This window comes from Micromonospora eburnea, from assembly GCF_900090225.1.
GTDB classification, from domain to species: Bacteria; Actinomycetota; Actinomycetes; order Mycobacteriales; family Micromonosporaceae; genus Micromonospora; species Micromonospora eburnea.
Window position 1 is genome coordinate 37,278 of record NZ_FMHY01000002.1, and the last position, 17,693, is coordinate 54,970.

Annotated in this window: 15 protein-coding genes; 5 read left to right on the forward strand and 10 right to left on the reverse strand. The window is 72.6% G+C overall.

Going from position 1 to position 17,693, the window contains the following annotated elements; genetic code table 11:
- Positions 1–290: 290 nt before the first annotated feature.
- The 7 genes from GA0070604_RS32200 to GA0070604_RS00350 form a co-directional block, all read right to left on the reverse strand.
- Positions 291–428 (reverse strand): hypothetical protein, encoded by a 138-nt coding sequence (locus GA0070604_RS32200; protein WP_167363376.1) that lies wholly within the window; start codon positions 426–428, stop codon positions 291–293.
- 222 nt (positions 429–650) lie between these two features.
- A complete protein-coding gene (locus tag GA0070604_RS00320; RefSeq protein ID WP_091112259.1) occupies positions 651–2,078 on the reverse strand; it encodes a dihydrolipoamide acetyltransferase family protein in 1,428 nt (475 codons plus the stop codon).
- Positions 2,079–2,083: 5 nt separating this feature from the next.
- The gene (locus GA0070604_RS00325; RefSeq protein WP_091112262.1) at positions 2,084–3,073 is read right to left on the reverse strand and encodes an alpha-ketoacid dehydrogenase subunit beta; all 990 of its coding nucleotides are present in this window, start codon (positions 3,071–3,073) and stop codon (positions 2,084–2,086) included.
- Complete coding sequence (gene pdhA, locus GA0070604_RS00330) at positions 3,073–4,251, reverse strand: pyruvate dehydrogenase (acetyl-transferring) E1 component subunit alpha (RefSeq protein WP_091112266.1); 1,179 nt, start codon at positions 4,249–4,251, stop codon at positions 3,073–3,075. The genes GA0070604_RS00325 and pdhA overlap by 1 nt, the downstream gene beginning before the upstream one ends.
- 1,141 nt (positions 4,252–5,392) lie before the next feature.
- The gene (locus GA0070604_RS00340; RefSeq protein WP_091112273.1) at positions 5,393–6,616 is read right to left on the reverse strand and encodes a hypothetical protein; all 1,224 of its coding nucleotides are present in this window, start codon (positions 6,614–6,616) and stop codon (positions 5,393–5,395) included.
- A 52-nt stretch (positions 6,617–6,668) separates the two neighbouring features.
- Positions 6,669–8,348 carry a GTPase gene (locus GA0070604_RS00345; RefSeq protein WP_091112275.1) on the reverse strand — a complete coding sequence of 560 codons (1,680 nt, stop codon included), beginning with the start codon at positions 8,346–8,348 and terminating at the stop codon, positions 6,669–6,671.
- Positions 8,349–8,439: 91 nt separating this feature from the next.
- The gene (locus tag GA0070604_RS00350; protein ID WP_091112278.1) at positions 8,440–10,278 is read right to left on the reverse strand and encodes a GTPase domain-containing protein; all 1,839 of its coding nucleotides are present in this window, start codon (positions 10,276–10,278) and stop codon (positions 8,440–8,442) included.
- A 209-nt stretch (positions 10,279–10,487) separates the two neighbouring features.
- Here GA0070604_RS00350 and dnaK point away from each other — a divergent pair, with 209 nt between their 5' ends.
- From dnaK to GA0070604_RS00375, 5 genes are all read left to right on the forward strand, one after another.
- Entirely contained in the window at positions 10,488–12,335 is a 1,848-nt protein-coding gene (gene dnaK, locus GA0070604_RS00355; RefSeq protein WP_091112283.1) for a molecular chaperone DnaK, read from the forward strand.
- 46 nt (positions 12,336–12,381) lie between these two features.
- The gene (grpE, locus tag GA0070604_RS00360; RefSeq protein ID WP_091112287.1) at positions 12,382–13,131 is read left to right on the forward strand and encodes a nucleotide exchange factor GrpE; all 750 of its coding nucleotides are present in this window, start codon (positions 12,382–12,384) and stop codon (positions 13,129–13,131) included.
- A 79-nt stretch (positions 13,132–13,210) separates the two neighbouring features.
- Positions 13,211–14,392 carry a molecular chaperone DnaJ gene (gene dnaJ, locus GA0070604_RS00365; protein WP_091112291.1) on the forward strand — a complete coding sequence of 394 codons (1,182 nt, stop codon included), beginning with the start codon at positions 13,211–13,213 and terminating at the stop codon, positions 14,390–14,392.
- Positions 14,393–14,421: 29 nt separating this feature from the next.
- A complete protein-coding gene (locus GA0070604_RS00370) occupies positions 14,422–14,850 on the forward strand; it encodes a heat shock protein transcriptional repressor HspR (protein ID WP_091112295.1) in 429 nt (142 codons plus the stop codon).
- 188 nt (positions 14,851–15,038) lie between these two features.
- Entirely contained in the window at positions 15,039–15,248 is a 210-nt protein-coding gene (locus GA0070604_RS00375; RefSeq protein ID WP_091112298.1) for a hypothetical protein, read from the forward strand.
- A 118-nt stretch (positions 15,249–15,366) separates the two neighbouring features.
- Here GA0070604_RS00375 and GA0070604_RS00380 read toward each other — a convergent pair whose 3' ends face one another.
- The 3 genes from GA0070604_RS00380 to GA0070604_RS00390 all read right to left on the reverse strand — a co-directional run bounded on the left by GA0070604_RS00380 (position 15,367) and on the right by GA0070604_RS00390 (position 17,682).
- On the reverse strand, positions 15,367–15,795 hold the full coding sequence (locus GA0070604_RS00380) for a hypothetical protein (RefSeq protein WP_091112302.1): 429 nt from the start codon (positions 15,793–15,795) through the stop codon (positions 15,367–15,369).
- Positions 15,796–15,965: 170 nt separating this feature from the next.
- On the reverse strand, positions 15,966–17,174 hold the full coding sequence (locus GA0070604_RS00385) for a cation:proton antiporter (RefSeq protein ID WP_091112304.1): 1,209 nt from the start codon (positions 17,172–17,174) through the stop codon (positions 15,966–15,968).
- 7 nt (positions 17,175–17,181) lie between these two features.
- On the reverse strand, positions 17,182–17,682 hold the full coding sequence (locus GA0070604_RS00390; RefSeq protein ID WP_091112306.1) for a cation:proton antiporter regulatory subunit: 501 nt from the start codon (positions 17,680–17,682) through the stop codon (positions 17,182–17,184).
- Positions 17,683–17,693: the final 11 nt, after the last annotated feature.

Sequence of the window (17,693 nt, forward strand, 5' to 3'; positions counted from 1 at the left end):
GCCGGGGTCGCCGGCGGGTACCGGCCGTGCGGGCTCCCCGCACCGTATCGGGTGGCCGCCGGGGGCGCCCGGGGGGAGCACCGGTCGTCACTCGCCGTCACCGGACGTTGTCGATCGGTTTTTGTCGGCGCGATCGATCCGGGGGGCGGGCGGGTGGCGACCGAGCCCCACCGTACCGGGCGTCGCTGCGAGGTGGAATCCCGGTGTCTATCGACGTGAGACGCCGAAGACCCGCCCGGTTGAACCGGGCGGGTCTTCGGACTGGAGGAGGTGAGAGAGGTATGGAGGCGTCAGCCGAGGTGACGCTGGGCGATGACGAGAAGCTCCTCGCGGACCGCGGGGGAGTTGGCGGAACGCAGCGCGTGCTCGATGGCGCGGGCGCGGCGGTTGGCGTCGCGACGGTTGCGGATTCGCTCGATCATGCTCATCTGGGTCTCTCCTCCTGGCTATTCGGTTGTCAGCCCCTTGATGTCTCTATTGAAGCGCATAACGCGGCCAACTTCCATCGATTGTTAGGTGAGCTGAACCACGTACCTAAGGATCGTAGGCTGAGGGCCTTGTTGAGCCGAAGATCTGTCCCCCAACGGCAACGGCCGGTGTGCCGGGCGTTAACCCCTGGCACACCGGCCGTCGCCGGGTGTCGTGGACCGTCAGGTCCAGGCGAGCAGCGCCGCCTCCGGATCGGCCAGGAAGTCCCCGATGTCGCGGAGGAACTTCGAGCCGAGTTCACCGTCGATGATCCGGTGGTCGAAGGAGAGGCCCAGCGTGGTGACCAGGCGCGGCTTGACCTTGCCCTTGTGCACCCACGGCAGCTCCCGTACCGCGCCGAAGGCCAGGATCGCGGACTCGCCCGGGGGCAGGATCGGCGTACCGGTGTCCACGCCGAAGACGCCGACGTTGGTGATGGTCAGCGTCCCGCCGGACATGTCGGCCGGAGAGGTTTTGCCCGCCTTGGCGGTCTGCACCAGCTCGGTCATCGCGTCCGCCAGCTCGCGCAACGAGAGCCGGCCGGCGTCCTTGATGTTCGGCACGATCAGGCCGCGCTCGGTGGCCGCCGCGATGCCCAGGTTGACGTACTCCTTGACCACGATCTCGTCGCCGGCCCAGGTCGAGTTGACCATCGGGTGGCGCTTGACCGCCAGCAGCACCGCCTTGGCGACCAGCAGCAGCGGAGAGACGCGTACGTCCCGCCACTCGCGCCGCCCACGGAGCCGGTCCAGGGCCTTCATCGCCCGGGTCACGTCGACGGTCAGGAACTCCGTCACGTGCGGGGCGGTGAACGCCGAGCGGGACATGTTCTCGGCGGTGAGCTTGCGTACCCCCTTGACCGGGATGCGCTGCTCGCGGTCGGCGCCGAAGCTCGCGGCCGCCGTGGCCGGGGCCGTGACCGTCAGCGGCTCGGCCGCCGCCGGGGCCGAGGCCGCCCGCTGTACGTCCTCCCGGGTGATCGAGCCCAGCGGACCCGAGCCGGTCAGCGTGGCCAGGTCGACGCCGAGGTCCTTGGCGAGCTTGCGTACCGGCGGCTTGGCCAGCACGAGCCCACCGGACCGGCCGGTGCCGTTCACCGCCGGCGTGGCCTGAACCGGCACCGGAGCGGCCGGAGCGGCCGGCACCGGAGCGACCGGCACCTGCGGCGGGACGCCGCCCTTGCGCGGGCGACGCTTGGCCGCCGTGGTCCGCGGGCCGTAACCGACCAGCACGGCGGTACGCCCACCCGGGGCGACGCCCCCGATCAGGCCCGGCTCGACCATGCCCTCCTCGGGCGCGACCTCGACGGCGGCCAGCGAGGCCGCCGACGGGGCGGGCCGGGACTCCTCGATCGGCCCGGCGCCCGGGTCGGTGTCGATCGCGATGATCGGGGTGCCGACCTCGATGGTGGCGCCCTGCGGGTGGAAGATCGCGTGCACCTGGCCGGCCCACTTCGCCGGGATCTCGACCGCCGCCTTGGCGGTCTCCACCTCGACGATCGGCTGGTTCAGCTCGATGACGTCGCCCACCTCGACCAGCCAGGCGAGGATCTCGCCCTCGGTCAGGCCCTCGCCCAGGTCGGGGAGGTTGAACTCCTTGATCCGTGACATCCCACTCACCAGCCGAAGGTGCGGTCGACCGCGTCGAGCACCCGGTCGAGGTCGGGCAGGTACTCCTCCTCGACCCGGGCGGCCGGGTACGGGGTGTCGTAGCCGGTGACCCGCAGCACCGGGGACTCCAGGGAGTAGAAGCACTCCTCGGTGATCCGGGCCGCGATCTCGGAGCCGAGGCCCAGGTTGCCCGGGGCCTCGTGGACGACCACGCACCGGCCGGTGCGCCGCACCGACTCGTACGCGGCGGAGAGGTCCAGCGGGGAGAGCGAACGCAGGTCGATGACCTCCAGCTCCTTGCCGTCCTCGGCGGCGGCGGTGGCCGCGTCCAGGGCGGTACGCACCATCGGCCCGTACGCCAGCACGGTGACGTCGGTGCCCGGCCGGGCGACCCGGGAGGAGTGCAGCGGGTACGCGTCGGACAGCGGGGCGTCCAACTCGACCGGGCCCTTCTCCCAGTAGCGCCGCTTGGGCTCCAGGAACACGATCGGGTCGTCCGAGGCGATGGCCTGCTGGATCATCGAGTACGCGTCCTGCGGGTTCGCGCAGGTCACCACCTTCAGGCCGGCGGTGTGCGCGAAGTACGCCTCCGGCGACTCCGAGTGGTGCTCGACCGCGCCGATGCCGCCGCCGTACGGAATCCGGATGACCATCGGGATCCGTACCTTGCCCTGCGAGCGGTAGTGCATCTTCGCCACCTGCGACACGATCTGGTCGTACGCCGGGTAGACGAAGCCGTCGAACTGGATCTCGCAGACCGGCCGGAAGCCGCGGATGGCCAGGCCGACCGCGGTGCCGATGATGCCGGACTCGGCGAGCGGGGTGTCGATCACCCGCTGGTCGCCGAAGTCCTTCTGGAGGCCGTCGGTGATCCGGAAGACGCCGCCGAGCTTGCCGACGTCCTCGCCCATGATGACGACCTTCGGGTCGTTCTCCATGGCCTTGCGTAGACCGGTGTTGAGGGCCTTGCCGAGGGTGAGCGTCTCCGTGGCCATCAGTGCGCGCTCCCCTCGAACGACGCCATGTACTTGTTGAACTGCGCCCGCTGCTCGTCGAGCTCGGGCGACCCGTTCGGGTAGACGTGGTCGAACATCGTCACCGGCTTCGGGTCGGGCATGGCGAGCACCCGCTCACGCAGGTGCACGGACTCGGCGCGGGCCTGCTCGTCGACCTCGGCGAAGAACGACTCGTCGGCGAGCTGCTGCTTGGTCAGGAACGCCTTCATCCGGGCGATCGGGTCCTTGGCCTGCCAGGCCTCGACCTCGCTGGCGATCCGGTAGCGGGTGGGGTCGTCGGAGGTGGTGTGCGCCCCCATCCGGTAGGTGTACGCCTCGATCAGGCTCGGCCCCTGGCCGTGCCGCGCGTTGTCCAGCGCGTGCCGGGTCACCGCGTACGACGCGAGCACGTCGTTGCCGTCCACCCGGACACCGGGGAAGCCGAAGCCGCCCGCACGCTTGTACAGCGGGACGCGGGTCTGCCGCTCCAGCGGTTGGGAGATGGCGTACTGGTTGTTCTGGCAGAAGAACACCAGCGGGGTGTTGAAGACGCTGGCCCAGACGAACGACTCGTTGACGTCACCCTGGCTGCTGGCGCCGTCACCGAAGAAGGCGATCACCGCCTCGCCGTCGTCGCCGCCGGTCTTGCCGTCCATGGCGACGCCCATGGCGTACCCGGCCGCGTGCAGGGCCTGCGCCCCGATGACGATCGTGTACATGTTGAACTTGAACTCGTTCGGGTCCCAGCCGCCCTGGTCGACGCCGCGGAACAGGCCGAGCGGCATGATCGGGTCGATGCCCCGGCAGTAGAGGACGCCGTGCTCCCGGTAGGTCGGGAAGGCCATGTCCTGCGTACGCAGGGCCCGGCCGGCGCCGACCTGCGCCGCCTCCTGGCCCAGCAGGCTGGCCCAGAGGCCCAGCTCGCCCTGGCGCTGCAGGGCGGTCGCCTCGGCGTCGAGCTTGCGGACCAGCACGAGGTCGCGGTAGAGCCCGCGGTACTCCTCGTCGGTGAAGTCGACGCGGTATTCGGTCCCGTCCGGGCCGAGCGCGCTTTCGATCCGCTCGCCCTCGGGCGTGAGCAGTTGTACGAGTTCCGGCTCGCCTGCCGCGGCGGCACGCTTGGAACGGGGTGCGGCCCGCCGGCCGCGGCTGGTGACCCCGGGGTCGCCCTTTGCCATCCGTCTCTCCCTGTCTGGTCTGCGCCGGCGCCGGGGGTGACCCGTGCCGGCGCACATCATGCGCCGCCCGGCTTGAGCCGGGCTGGTTCCTGGCGGCCGCGCCTAGCCCCGGTGAGGGTTGCCGCGCGGCGTGAGCCGGGTTCATGGAGCGACCCGGCCCGGGAGCGCCGGCGCCGTTCCGCACCAGCCGCAGGGTGCGCGGAGGTGGCGGCTGCGTTGCCGTCGTGCCTGAATGATTGCAGAGGTGGTGAGGGGTCCCACAGTATGGCCTCCCCCACCCGTGGGTTTCCGTCTGGTTCGCGACGCATGGAGGTTTTGTCGCTTGAGTCGGCCCTCGACGACGGACAACAGGTGTGTCGACACGCTGTGGCGCCTGGTGAACTGAGGGTTACTGGGGCAAGCTGCTGGTGTCGATTCTGTCCCTTTAGGGCGGAATGCCTGTTGACGTACGAGGAGTGGGTGCCGGTGTCCGAGCCAGCGGGCGATCCCACAGCGTCCGTCCCCGGCCGCCAGCGGTCGGCGCCACCGGGTGGCTATCGCCGGGTGATCGGGGCGCACCGCGCGGCCGGCCTGGGCGGCCCGAGCCGCGGCTATCTGTTCACCGTCGCGCTGCTGGCCGGCACCGCGTCCATGCCGATCCTGACCGCGATCAGCACCGGATCGGCCACCGTGGGCCACAGCGCCCTGCCGGACAACAGCACTCCGTTCATCCCGACTCCCTCGGTCGGCCCGGTGCTGGTCCCCCTGCCCAACGGGACCCAACCCCCGCTCCCGCCCAGCCGGACCCCCGGCGCCACCGGCACGTCGTGGCCCGCCCGGGTGCCGGCACCGGGCGCCCCGGCGCTGCCCGACGACGGTGACCTCGGCGGGCGCCGGAGGCCCCGGCCGGCCGAGCCGGTGTCCACCCCGGGCCCCGTCCGCACCACACAGACCGCCGCGCCGCGCCCGCCACGCGACTCCCCGCCGCCGCCGTCGGCCTCCCAACCGGCCACCCCAATGCCGTCACCGAGCCCCACGGGCGAGCCGACCAGCACCTGCCCCGGGCCGGCGGGCGGTCCCCCGACGACCAGAGATGGGCGGCCGCCGCCGACCGGCCCCGCCGGCTCCCCACCGTCGGCAGGCGCGTCGACGGACCGCCCGCTCAGGCCGGGTCGTCGGTGAGGCGGTGCCGGTTGGCCTCGATCCAGGCGTCCAGCGCGGCCGGGTCGTCCGGATCCACACCGTCGGCCATGAGCTGGGCGACCGCGGCCGTGGCCGGGCTCCGCCGCTCTCCGGTGCTGTAGAGCCGGGCGAACTCGGGGATGATCTCCTCGATCGCCTCGTCCGTACGCCGGGCCGCCGCCGCCGGCAGCCCCCGCTGGCGGGCCGCGTACGCCGCCCAGCCGCGCAGCACCCTGGGCAGCAACGCGGCGTCGTCCATGTCCAGCACGGCCCGGCGGTGCACCCAGTCGAGCAGGAACAGCTCGGCGACCGTGGGGCTCCAGCGCATCGGATCGGCGTCCGGGAAGCTCGCCGCGTGGTCGAGCAGCAGGCCCAGGCAGAAGTGCAGCGAGGCCAGGTCCGCGTCGGCCACCGCGTCCAGGCCGAACCGGGCGGCCTCCGGCGAGCCGAGGAAGGCCCGGACCAGCCGGGTCCGCTCCTCGTCGGTGGGCGGCGGAACCTCCCGCGCCCCGGCGGCGACGGCCCGGCCGGGCAGGGTGGCCAGCCGCGCGCCGACCAACGCCCGGTCGGTGGCCAGCGAGCCCTGGGCGGGCAACTCCCCGAGGTCGTCGGTGACGCCCAGGTGGCGGCTCACCTCGGTGTGCATCCGGGCCGGGTCCTCGGTCCGGAACCAGGTGAACTCGTCCTCGGTGCAGATCTCCCGGGCCTGCTCCACGATCCGCCCGGCCGGTCCGCCGACGAAGACGTCCTTGGTGATGCCGATGTTGTGGTCGACCAGGGCCACCACGGCGTGCTCCGGCCCACCCTCGTCATCGTCGTAGGCGAAGGTGGCCAGGTAGGAGGTCTGGTCCCCGTAGACGTCCCCGTACGCCCAGGCGCCGGTGAGGTGCACCCGCCCGAGCTGCCCGGCCCAGGCCGGGGAGTATGCGCCGGGGCGGACCCGGGCGGCGCCCTCGGCGTCCGGGACCAGCGCGGCGAAGACGGCGCGGATGGTGGTCGCGGTGGCGCTGCGCCGGCGCGACGTGGCGGCGAGGAACCCGGCGACGAACTCGCGGACGGCGGTCTCCCGGTCGGTCTCCGCGACGGCGTAGACACTGCCCAGCAGCGCGGCGCCGAGCATCTCCGCGTCGAGGGCGGAGTCGAGCCTCGTCACGTCGCGAGCGGCGTGCAGCACCGCCTCATAGGGGGTCTGTGGCGTGGCCATGCCCCGACCCTACGCCGCTCGGCCGGCCCGGGCACTGCACAGCACGCCGGGCTCAGCGCCGGGCTGCCTCCCGCAGCGAATCCCGGGCCTCGGCGTACCGGGCCAGCACCGCCCAGACCGGGTCCAGCACGTACTTCTCGCCGACGCTGCCCACCGAGGTCGTCAGCCGGCGTTCGGCCCGCTGCCGGGCGCGCCGCGCCGCCCACCCGCTCACCGGCCGGGCCACCGCCGCGACCAGCAACCCGGCGAGCAGGCCGCCGACGAGCAGCACGGTGGGCCACGGCACCTCGCCGAGCCGTGGGTACGCCAGCGCGGGCAGTCCGAGCGCGCGCAGCACGTAGCCGAGCACCAACCAGCCCAGCCCGGCCACCGCGGCGACGGTGACCAGCCACTGGAGGCCGCCCACCACCCGCCACCAGGCCGGGCGCCGGGCCATGCCCAGATCGGTGGCGGCCACCGCGTGGTCCAGCGCGTCCGGCAGGTCGGCCAGCCGGGACCGGGCCGCGGCGGTCACCGCAGCCGGCCAGGGTGCCGGCAGGTCGGCGGCGCAGCGGTCGGCCACCGCGCTGATGGCCAGGTTGAGCGCCGAGCGCTGCGCGGCGGTGGGATCGGGTACGGAGGTCGCCGCGACGAGGCTCTCCGCCGGCGCGTCGGCGCCCCCGGAGGTGAGGTGCAGCCGGCGCAGCGGGTCCGGCCGGAGCCGCCGCCAGCCGCGTACCAGTGGCCAGCCCGTCGTCCCGCCGGCCCGGTGCCGGTACGCGGCCTCGACCGCCTCGGCCACGGTCGGCACCCCGGCCGCCCCGGCCAGCGCGGCGGTGAGTTCCCGCGCCGAGGCGTCACCCGGGCCGGTACGGGGCGCCTCCGGCCCGACCAGCGGGTCCAGCCCGGCCACCACGGTGTCCACGTCGCCGGCCAGCCGACGCAGCGCGGCCTGCCGTTCGGCGACCGTACGCTCCAGCTCGGGGCGGAGCCCGTCCAGCCCGGCCGGGTCCACCGCGACCGTGGGCAGCAGCGGCACCCCGGCCAGCCCGTCGGCGTCCAGCAGCCGGCGCAGGTCGTCGAGGACCCGGGGCAACTCGGCCGGGGGCAGCCGGTCGGCCTGGTTGAGCACCACCACCGTCACGTCCCGGTGTCGGTGGAACTCGCGCAGGTAGCTGTTGTGGATCACGCGGTCGGCGTACTTCTGCGGGTCGACCACCCAGACCACCAGGTCGACCAGCCCGAGCAGCCGGTCCACCTCCAGCCGGTGGCCGCGCTGCACCGAGTCGAAGTCGGGCAGGTCCAGCAGGACCAGGCCGCGCAGGGTCGCCTCGTCCTCGCCGTCGAGGGCGCTCTCCCGGACGAACCGGTGCCGGGGCAGCACCCCGATCCAGTCGAGCAGCCGGGACGCCCCGTCCAACGGCCCCCACACGCAGGCGTGCGCCACCCCGGTCGTCGGCCGGCGTACGCCGACCGGCGAGAGGTCCAGCCGGGCCAGGGCGTTGAACAGGCTCGACTTGCCGCTGCCGGTCGCCCCGGCCAGGGCAACCACGGTGTGGTGCCCGGAGAGGGCGAGTCGGCTGCCGGCCCGTTCGACCACGGTGTGCGCGGCGACCAGTTGGGCGTCGGGCACCTGGCCGTCCACCGCCTGAAGGAAGCGCTGGAGCGCCCGCAGGCGCGCGATCAGATCGTCCGGGTCGACGCGCTGCTCGCCCCGGAACGCCTCCCGGATCCGGTCGGCGATGTCGCTCACCCCCGCACACCTTCGGATGAAAGGAAGGGCCCCTTGTTAACGCCTCCGGTAGAGAAGGGAACCCTTCTCACCCCGGGTAGCTGTGGTGTGGTCAACGGGCGCCGCCGGGGTTGATGGGGGGTGGTGTCGGGCGGCCCGGGTGGGTCAGGCCGCTGCGGTGGCGGGCCTTCTCCACCGCGCCGGCGGCTCGGTGCAGGGTGGCGCCGGTCTCGGCGGCCGGCCGGGCCGCCTCGGTGCGGGCGAGGAACCGGGCGGCCTCCTCGGCCAGCAGCGCGCCGATCCGGTCGAGCAGGTCGCTTCGGGCCTTGGTCGCCAGGTTTCGGACCGCCTGGTCGCCGAAGATCGCCTGGAGGACCGCCTGCCCGGCGACCGCGGTGCCGGCGCCGGTGGCGACCTCCAACCCGGTGGGGATGAACGCGGTGGAGGCGAAGACCGCGATCATGACGGCCAGCCCGGTGGCGTTGACCGCGTACGCGGCCGTGCGGGCCATGAAACGGCGGTCGCCCCCCTCGCTCTGGACCAGCTCCAGCACCGTCCGCTGCCAGTCGCGGACCAGCCGCTCGGCACGCCCGGGCAGGTCCTCGGAGGCGTGGGCGAGCTCCGGTTCGAGCAACTCCGCGCCGGCCGGGTGCGCCTTCCACCCGGTGTACGCGTTCTCCGCCGCCTCGGCGGCCACCCCGCGCAACAGCGTCACGAGCTGGGACTCGATCGCCGTACGCAGCTCGGCGGCGGGGGCCGGACGCCCGGTGACCGCGGCGACCACCCGGTCGCGCAGCCGGCCGATCCGCGCCTCCAGGGTGCGGAAGAACTCGCCGGTGCCGACGAACTCCTGCCAGCGGGCCAGCACCTCGCCGCGGAGCAGCCGGCCGTCCCTGAGCCCCTGGTCGACGGTCCGCTCCGCCGCTCGGTACGCCGCCCGTACCCGCTCGTCCAGCGCGTCGGCGGCGGCGACCTGCTCGTCGGCGGCCCCGGCCAACTCCAGCACGGCGGGGTGCAGGGCGCCCAGCGCACCGTCCAGCGTCTGCCGGACCACGGCGGACCGGGCCTCGACGTCCGCGGCGAGCCGGGCGAACCAGGCGCTAAGGGGGGCAGTGACCCGCTCGGGCAGCAGCCCCTGCCCGTCGACCCGGGTCTCCGGCAGCACGAAGAGCGGCGCGGCGGCCAGGTCCTGGGCGGCGAGCATCTCCGACAGGTGGGCGGTGATCTCGTCGATCGCCTCCGGGGGCACCCGGTCCAGGACCATGGCGATCACCGTGCCCCGGGCCCGGGCGCCGCGCAGCAGCTCCCAGGGGACGGCATCGGCGTACCGGGCGGCGGTGGTGACGAAGAGCCAGAGGTCGGCGGCGGCCAGCAGCTGCCCGGCGAGCGCCCGGTTGGCGTCGACCACCGAGTCGATGTCGGGCGCGTCGAGGAAGGCCAGCCCGGCCGGCAGCGCGGGCGCGGTGACCAGGTGCAGGCTGCTCGGGTCCTCGCTCGGCTCGTTGGTCCGGGTCAGACCGGGCAGCAGGTCGCCCTGGCGGAACCAGGAGGCATCGGCCGGGTTGCAGACCAGCACCGGCGAACGGGTGGTGGGGCGCAGCACCCCGGCGGCGCTCACCCGCGCCTGGACCAGGCTGTTGACCAGGGTCGACTTGCCCGCGCCGGTCGAGCCGCCGACCACCACCAGCAGCGGGGCGTCGAGCCGGGCGAGCCGGGGCAGCAGGTAGTCGTCGAGCTGGTGCGACAGGCTGGTGGCGGCGCGTCGGGCCGGCTCCGCCGAGGGCAGGGCCAGCGGGAACCGGGCCGCCCCGATCGCGGCCCGCAGGCCGGCGAGCGCGCCGGGCAGACCGTCCGCGTGGGTGGCGGGCGGGTCGTCCCCGGTGGCGGGTCCGATGCGGGCTGCGACGGCGGGCGTGCCGGTACGGGTGGCGGAATCGCCATGCGTCGTCACGGCTAAAGCGTGCCCGACCGACGCAAGTTAAGACAACCAGACGGTAATAACGACCAGGTTGCGTCGGGTCGACTCAACCCCGACTTGCGCTTTGCCGGCGGCGTGGCACTATTGAGTCAAGTTCACTCAACTTGTGGTGCGGTCGCTGCGGGCGGCCCGCCGGGGCAGGCCCCTGACCTGCTCACCCGTTACGAAGCGAGGAAGCGAACATGGCACGTGCGGTCGGCATCGACCTCGGCACGACGAACTCCTGCGTCAGCGTTCTCGAGGGCGGTGAGCCCACCGTCATCGCCAACGCTGAGGGCTCCCGGACGACCCCCTCGATCGTCGCGTTCGCCCGCAACGGCGAGGTGCTCGTCGGTGAGGTCGCCAAGCGTCAGGCGGTGACCAACCCCGACCGGACCATCCGCTCGGTCAAGCGGGAGGTCGGCACCAACTGGACCGTCGACATCGACGGCAAGAAGTACACCCCGCAGGAGATCTCGGCCCGTACGCTGATGAAGCTCAAGCGGGACGCCGAGGCGTACCTGGGCGAGCAGATCACCGACGCGGTGATCACCGTCCCCGCCTACTTCAACGACGGCCAGCGCCAGGCCACCAAGGAGGCCGGTGAGATCGCCGGCTTCAACGTGCTGCGGATCGTGAACGAGCCGACCGCGGCCGCCCTGGCGTACGGCCTCGACAAGGGTTCCAAGGAGCAGACCGTCCTGGTCTTCGACCTCGGTGGTGGCACCTTCGACGTGTCGCTGCTGGAGCTGGCCGAGGGCGTCATCGAGGTCAAGTCGACCAGCGGTGACAACCTCCTCGGTGGTGACGACTGGGACCAGCGGATCATCGACCACCTGGTGAAGACCTTCCGCGGCGAGCACGGCATCGACCTGTCGCAGGACAAGATGGCCATGCAGCGGCTCAAGGAGGCGGCCGAGAAGGCCAAGATCGAGCTGTCCGCCGCCACCACCAGCAACATCAACCTGCCGTACATCACCGCCGGTTCGGCGGGTCCGCTGCACCTCGACGTGACCCTGACCCGCGCCGAGTTCCAGCGGATGACGCAGGACCTGCTGGACCGCTGCAAGGGCCCGTTCGAGCAGGCCGTGAAGGACGCCGGGATCAAGGTCTCGGACGTCGACCACGTCATCCTGGTCGGTGGCTCGACCCGTATGCCGGCCGTGACCGACCTGGTCAAGCAGCTCATCGGCAGGGAGCCCAACAAGGGCGTCAACCCGGACGAGGTCGTGGCCGTCGGCGCCGCCCTCCAGGCCGGTGTGCTCAAGGGCGAGGTCAAGGACGTCCTGCTGCTCGACGTGACCCCGCTGAGCCTGGGCATCGAGACCAAGGGCGGCATCTTCACCAAGCTCATCGAGCGCAACACCACCATCCCGACCAAGCGCTCCGAGGTCTTCACCACGGCGGACGACAACCAGCCGTCGGTGCTGATCCAGGTCTTCCAGGGCGAGCGGGACATCGCGGCCTACAACAAGAAGCTCGGCACGTTCGAGCTGACCGGCCTGCCGCCGGCGCCGCGTGGCGTGCCGCAGATCGAGGTCACGTTCGACATCGACGCCAACGGCATCGTCAACGTGCACGCCAAGGACCTGGGCACCGGCAAGGAGCAGAAGATGACGATCACCGGCGGCTCGTCGCTGCCGAAGGACGACATCGAGCGGATGCGCCGGGACGCCGAGGAGCACGCCGAGGAGGACAAGCGCCGGCGTGACGACGCGGAGACCCGCAACGTGGCCGAGGCCCTCCAGTGGCAGACCGAGAAGTTCCTCGCCGAGAGCGGCGACAAGCTGCCCAGCGAGAACCGCGACCAGCTCAACGATGCCCTCGGCGAGCTGCGCAGCGCCCTCGGCGGCCAGGACATCGACAAGATCAAGGCCGCGCACGAGAAGCTGGCGCAGGTCTCCCAGCAGGCCGGCTCGCTGCTCTACTCGCAGCAGGGCGAGCAGGCTCCGGGGGCGACCGGGCCGGGCGAGGGTGCGACCGGTGGCAAGCCGGCCGGCAGCGCCGACGACGTGGTCGACGCGGAGATCGTGGACGAGGACAAGAAGTGACGTTCGGTCCCGGACACGTTCGCACGGCAGAGGGACGAGGTAACACATGACGGAGAAGCCACGAGCCGCTGACCCGGCTGCCGCCGGGTCGGCGCCGGGTGGCTCCGCGGGCGCCGGGCAGGACGCCGGCGAGGAGCCGCGGGTCGTCATCCGCGACAAGCGCAAACTCAAGACCGGGGAGCGGAGCGGGGCGGCCGCCACCGCGGCCGACGCCGCCGCCGACGCACCGGCCGAAGGGCTGGTCGAGGAGACCGAGGTCGTGGTCGACGAGATCGAGACCGAGGCCCCCGTCTCCGGCCCGCCGGTGGTCGATGCGCCGGCCGAGCCGACCGAGGAGGCGGCCAAGCCGGAGGCGCCGCTCGGCGCCGAGCTGGAGGGGGTACGCGCCGAGCTGGAGGAGCGGACCCGCGACCTCCAGCGGGTGACGGCCGAGTACGCCAACTACCGCAAGCGCGTCGACCGGGACCGCAACCTGGTCCAGGAGCAGGCGATCGGCACGGTGCTGACCGCGCTGCTGCCGATCCTCGACGACCTGGACCGGGCCCGCGAGCACGGCGACCTGGTGGGCGGGTTCGGCTCGGTGGCCGAGCAGCTCACCACCGCGCTGGGCAAGTTCGGCCTGACCGCGTTCGGTGAGCAGGGCGACCCGTTCGATCCCACCCTGCACGAGGCGGTGGCCCACCAGACCTCCGCCGATGTCACCGAACCGACCTGTGTGCAGGTCATGCGCCGCGGTTACCAGCTCGGCGATCGGCTGCTGCGGCCGGCCATGGTCGCGGTCGCCGACCCGGAGTAGTGCCGACCCGTGCCGTCCCGTCCGCCCGCACCGGGCGGGCGGGACGACCGGGGTACGTCCCGTGGAAGGGGGTGGACGGATGAGTTCCAAGGACTGGATCGAGAAGGACTACTACGCCGTGCTGGGCGTGGAGAAGTCCGCCTCCTCCGACGAGATCAAGAAGTCGTACCGGAAACTGGCCCGGGAATCACACCCGGACCACAACCCCGGTGACCCGAAGGCCGAGGAGCGGTTCAAGGCCGTCTCCGAGGCGTACGCCGTGCTCGGCGACGAGAAGAAGCGCCGCGAGTACGACGAGATGCGTTCGCTGTTCGGCTCGGGCGCGTTCCGCCGCAACGCTCGTGGCGGGGCCCAGCCGGGTGGCATGCCGTTCGACGTCTCCGACCTGTTCGGCGGGGCGGCCGGCGGTGAGGGCCGGTTCGGCGGCGGCGGTCTCGGCGACCTGTTCGGTTCGATCTTCACCGGCGGCGGTGCCGGCGGTGCGGCCCGCCCTCGTGGTCCGGCGCGCGGCCGGGACGTCGAGACCGAGGTGGCGCTCGACTTCACCGACGCCGTACGCGGGGTGACCCTGCCGTTGACGCTGCGCTCCGCCGGGGTCTGCGAGACCTGCCACGGCACCGGAGCCAGGCCCGGCACCCAGCCGAAGGGCTGCCCGGTGTGCCACGGTGCCGGGGTGACCACCCGCAACCAGGGCTCGTTCAGCTTCTCCGAGCCGTGCCGCAACTGCCAGGGCGTCGGCACCGTCGTCGAGGACAAGTGCCCGGAGTGCCAGGGCAGCGGTGGGGTCACCAAGACCCGTACCCTGAACGTCCGCTTCCCCGCCGGGGTGGCCGACGGCCAGCGCATCCGGCTCGCCGGCCGGGGTGAGCCCGGCGAGCGTGGCGGGCCGGCGGGCGACCTGTTCGTGCAGGTGAAGGTCCGCCCGGACGAGCTGTTCGGGCGCACCGGGGACGATCTCACCCTGACCGTGCCGATCACCTTCGCGGAGGCGGTGCTCGGCACCGACCTGCGGGTGCCGACCCTGGACGGCACGGTGACCCTCCGGGTGCCGCCGGGTACGCCGGGCGGCCGGGTGCTGCGGGCCCGGGGCAAGGGTGTCGTACGCAAGGACGGCCGCGCCGGTGATCTGCTGGTCACCCTCGATGTGGTGGTCCCCGCGAAGCTGTCGGACGAGGCGCGGGCGGCGCTGGAGGCGTTCACGGAGCACACTCCGCCCGCCGCACGGGAACATCTCGACGCACGGGTGCGTCGTTTCAGTTGACCGGTGAAAGGCAGCGGAGGTGAGCGGGGATGTCGGACGAGTTCGTCGGCTCGGGTGACCCGGCCTACGAGGCCAAGGTCCTGATGATCTCGGTGGCGGCACGGATGGCGGGGATGCACCCGCAGACCCTGCGCCAGTACGACCGGCTGGGCCTGGTGCAGCCGGGCCGGGCGGCCGGTGGCGGCCGCCGGTACAGCGTCCGGGACGTGGTGCTGCTCCGCGAGGTGCAGCGACTCAGCCAGGACGACGGGATCAACCTGGCCGGAGTCAAGCGGATCATCGGCCTGGAACGGCTGCTGGAGGAGGCCCAGCAGCGGGTGGCCCGGCTGGAAGCGGAGCTGGACGCCGCCTACCGGCGGATCGCCGAGCTGGAGTCGCTGGGCGGCTTTCCGCGCGGCGACCTCGTACCCACCAACCGCACCTCGACGGCGCTGGTCGTCTGGCGCCCCCGCCGCTGACCGGCTCCCTGCCCCCTCCCTCGAAGATCTTGGTAGGAAGCGGCCCCTGGCCGGCCGAACGCTGCCAAGATCTCGGGGCGGTGGCGCGGTGGATTGGGGAATTCGGGGGTGTGGGAGGCGGCGGCTCGCTAGCCTCTGAATCAGGGCCAACCAGCTCAATCCGGACTCCGAACCTGGCAGGGGGAGCCATGGCGGAATCGGCGAAGAAGGTGGCGCACACGGCGGAGGACCGGCTCGAAAAAGTGGCCGAGAACGTCCGCGAGCGATTTGCCCGGATCATCGACGCCACCTTCACCGACAGGATCAAGGACGGGCTCTTCCTCGACCAGGTGGACCACGGCATCGACCGGGCCAGGGCCGACGAACGGCGCCGGAAGCAGGGCGGATCGCCGAGCTGACGATCCGTCGACGTGCGGGCCGGGACTCACGGGGGGTCCCGGCCCGTTCGCCTGCCGACGACGTGCGGGCCGATACGCGGTGAGGCCGTGAGGGGTCCCAGGGCCGGGACGGCGGACGCTAGAGCCGTCGGTTCTCGCGGACCAGGCCGCCCTCGCACCAGTCGCGGTAGACGAAGAGGTCCGGGCGGGCGAGCAGCACCCGGCCGTTGTGTGCCCAGTTGCGCATCAGCTCGTCGCCGGCTCGCTCGGCCTGCTCGACCAGCTTGCGGAAACGGCGCTTCGGGTGGGCCCGGAAGTTCGTCCGGATGCCGTCGGCGGCGTAGATGTAGAGGCAGTGCAGGGCGAATCGGCGGGCCGGGCAGGTGGTGTCCATGGCCAACTCGAAGAGCGTCCCCACCAGGTGGTCACCGGAGACCAGCAGGTCCCAGTCCGGGGGCATCGAGGTGAGCGGCACGGAGTTCGGCTGATAGGCCCACGTACGTAGCTCTGCCGGCGACGGATCGACCGGATTGGCGAAGCCGCGGAACGTCTCCTGCTGCACGCTCACCGGCCAACCTTCCGTATCCGCTGGCGGGGGCGTTGGGCATCCCCGCGGAACTGGCTGCTGGGGCGAAACGGTAACGCTGTTTCGCGTATCGGCGGTAGACCTTCCCGGAACCAATTCGGCAACCGTTGGCCGGGCCGGGTCGACCATAAGGCCGACCCGGCCCGACGAGCTCAATCGGTGGCCGGCACCGGTGCGGGCGGCTTGGCGGCAGCGCGACGGCGCAGCCAGCGCTTGAACCAGGCCATGTCGGGCAGCCGGGCCAGCAGCGGCCCGGCCACCACGGTGATCAGCACGTACGCGGTGGCGAGCCCGGCCAGTTTCGGCTCCACCGGGTGCGCGGCGGCGACGGCGAGCCCCGCGATGACGATGGAGAACTCGCCGCGCGGGGTGAGCGCGAAACCGGCCCGCCATCGACCGGGTTCGGCGATCCCGGCCCGCCGGGCGGCCAGGTAGCCGGTGAGCAGCTTCGTGCCCATGGTCACCACGGCCAACGCCAGCGCCGGCAGCAGCACCGGGGGCATGTCCCTCGGGTCGGTGACCAGCCCGAAGAACAGGAAGAACACCGCCGCGAAGAGGTCCCGCAGCGGCGACAGCAGTTCGGTGGCGTGGTGCGCCACCGGCCCGGAGAGGGCGATGCCGACCAGGAACGCGCCGACCGCCGCGGAGACCTGGAGCCTGGCCGCGAGGCCGGCGACCAGCAGGGTCAGGCCGAGCACCCCGAGCAGCAGCGCCTCCGGGTCCTTCGCGGAGAGCGCCGCGGAGATCAGGTGGCCGTACCGGATGGCGACGAACAGCACAGCGACCACGGTGAACACCGCGACGCCGAGCGCCAGGCCGCCCTTGATCAGGCCGATCCCGGCCAGCAGCGCGGTGAGCAGCGGCAGGTAGAGGGCCATCGCCAGGTCCTCGATCACCAGGACGGAGAGGATCACCGGGGTCTCCCGGTTACCGACCCGGCCGAGGTCGCCGAGGACCTTGGCGATCACCCCGGACGAGGACACCCAGGTGACGCCGGCGAGCACCACGGCGGCGAGCCAGCCCCAGCCGAGTATCAGCGCGAAGGCGAAGCCGGGCAGCGCGTTGAGCACCGCGTCGATCAGGCCGGCGGGGGCCGCCGCACGGAGGTTGCCGACCAGTTCGCCGGCGCTGTACTCCAGGCCGAGCATGACCAGCAGCAGGATCACGCCGATCTCCGCGCCGACGGCGAAGAATTCCTCGCTGGCGTTGAGCGGCAGGATGCCTCCGGTGCCGAAGGCGACGCCGGCGAGCAGATAGAGGGGGATGGGCGAGACACCGAAGCGGCGGCTGAGCCGGCCGAGCAGGCCGAGCAGGAGCAGCAGCGCCCCGACCTCGATGAGCAGAGTTGTGGTTTCGTGCATCCGCGCCTCAGCCGTCCGGGTCCGCTTCGGCGAGGATCGCGCTCACCCCGTCGAGGCCCTGCCGGGTGCCGACCACGACCACCACGTCACCGGCGGCGAAGCGGAAGGTGGGGTCCGGCGAGACGATCACCTCGCCGTGACGCAGCACCGCGACGATGGAGGCTCCGGTCCGGGTACGCGTCTGGGTCTCGCCCAACTGCCGGTTGACGTACTTGGTGCCGGCCGGAATGGCGATCTGCTCGGTGAGCAGCCCGGCGGCCTGCTCGCGCAGCCCGGAGAGTTGGCTGAGCATCAGGGACGCGCCGAGGATGTCGGCGAGTGCTTCCGCCTCGTCGTCGGTCAGTGGTATGTCTGCCTGGCAGGCGTCCGGATCGTCCGGATCGTAGAGAACCAGATCGCGACGGCCGTTGCGGTGGGAGACCACGCCGAGCCGGCGGCCGGATTCCGTCACCATATCGTGACGTACGCCGATCCCCGGTAAGGCAGTCTGTTCAACACGTACTCGCACGCGGGCGAGGC